Origin of the sequence: Methylophaga sp. UBA5088, from assembly GCF_002414625.1 — a bacterium.
In the GTDB taxonomy this organism is placed as follows: Bacteria; Pseudomonadota; Gammaproteobacteria; order Nitrosococcales; family Methylophagaceae; genus Methylophaga; species Methylophaga marina.
Genome location: NZ_DIAC01000099.1, coordinates 18,082 through 18,680, shown reverse-complemented (window position 1 = coordinate 18,680; position 599 = coordinate 18,082). Strand labels below are relative to the sequence as shown.

Below are 599 nucleotides of genomic sequence, written 5' to 3'. Positions count from 1 at the left end.
ACTTCGAAGATCCACAAACCAACTGGCGGCCTGCGTTAAGATATCTTCGGTGAGTTTCATGGTGAGTCCTCAACCAATAACAAACACTGCGCCATCGCTCGAATAAAATGCTTACGAACAGTCGCCACGGAAACATTTAAGCGCCGACTGATTTCAGCAAATGACAGCCCATCCAGCTGAGCGAGTAGGAAAATTTGTCGTCCGCGCTCACTCATCTCATCCAGCATATGTTCAATCTGTAACAAGGTATCGATAATGAGATGGTGTTGCTCTGCAGACATCGTATGTTGCTCTGGTTCTATTTCCAGCGCATCGAGATAAGCCTGCTCTACTGTACGACGACGAAAAAAATCCACCAGCAAACCACGCGCAATACTGCTTAAGTATGCTCTAGGTGAGTTCAACTCATGCTCACGCCCCTTCATCAATATCTTGATAAAGGTTTCCTGCGTTAAATCTTGCGCGTGCTCAACATGATTTAAACGAGAACGGATCCAGCCCTGAAGCCAGTCTTGATGTTCTGTATAAAGCGATTCCAGCGATTGCACAGCCATTATGAATAGAATTACGTGACAATTGATAATGAGATACATTATCGT

General features: G+C 44.9%; 1 protein-coding gene. It reads right to left on the bottom strand.

Going from position 1 to position 599, the window contains the following annotated elements; translation table 11 throughout:
- Positions 1–56 precede the first annotated feature (56 nt).
- Positions 57–599 (bottom strand): sigma-70 family RNA polymerase sigma factor (locus B4K20_RS12500; protein ID WP_289283129.1); only part of this gene is annotated, 543 nt, incomplete at its 5' end.